This window comes from Pseudomonas sp. A39 (assembly GCF_058145955.1).
On the sequence record NZ_JBYVMD010000119.1, the window covers coordinates 1 to 893 of the forward strand.

Genomic DNA, 893 nt, shown 5'->3' on the forward strand with positions numbered 1-893 from the left:
CAGGCATTCTGTAGCATTGGTCGGCGCGCCGTGGGTGCGTCTTTGCTTTATCAGATGGAGAGCGCTATGGCTTGGAATGAGCCGGGTGGCAACTCGAATAATCAGGATCCTTGGGGTGGTAAACGCCGCAATAATGGCGACCGCAAGGGGCCACCAGATCTCGACGAGGCCTTCCGAAAGCTGCAGGAAAGCCTGAATGGGTTGTTCGGTGGTGGGAAAAAACGCGGTGGTGACGAAGGCGGTCGCACAAGCAAGGGCGGCGGCTACGGCCTGCTGGGCCTGGGTCTTGTCGTGCTGGCGGCCGTATGGCTGTACAGCGCCGTATACGTAGTGGACGAGCAGGAGCAAGCCGTGGTGCTGCGCTTCGGCAAGTACTACGAAACCGTCGGCCCAGGCCTGAATATCTACTTCCCGCCGATCGACAAGAAGTACATGGAGAACGTCACGCGTGAGCGTGCCTACACCAAGCAGGGCCAGATGCTGACTGAAGACGAGAACATCGTCGAAGTGCCGCTGACCGTGCAGTACAAGATCAGCAACCTGCAGGACTTCGTGCTGAACGTCGACCAGCCGGAAATCAGCCTGCAACACGCCACCGAAAGTGCCCTGCGCCACGTCGTCGGTTCCACCGCGATGGACCAGGTGCTGACCGAAGGTCGTGAATTGATGGCCAGTGAGATCAAGGAGCGTCTGCAACGCTTCCTCGATACGTACCGCACCGGTATCACGGTTACCCAGGTCAACGTACAAAGCGCAGCCGCACCGCGTGAAGTACAGGAAGCCTTCGATGACGTGATCCGCGCCCGTGAAGACGAGCAGCGTTCGCGCAACCAGGCTGAGACCTACGCCAACGGCGTCGTGCCGGAAGCCCGTGGTCAGGCCCAGCGCATCCT

1 protein-coding gene is annotated in these 893 nt (G+C 60.1%); it reads left to right on the forward strand.

All coding sequences use genetic code 11. From position 1 onward, the window contains the following. Positions 1 to 66: 66 nt before the first annotated feature. Positions 67 to 893, forward strand: an 827-nt coding sequence (gene hflK, locus AC3ZU9_RS31460; RefSeq protein ID WP_490091795.1) for an FtsH protease activity modulator HflK, incomplete at its 3' end; no start/stop codon positions are given.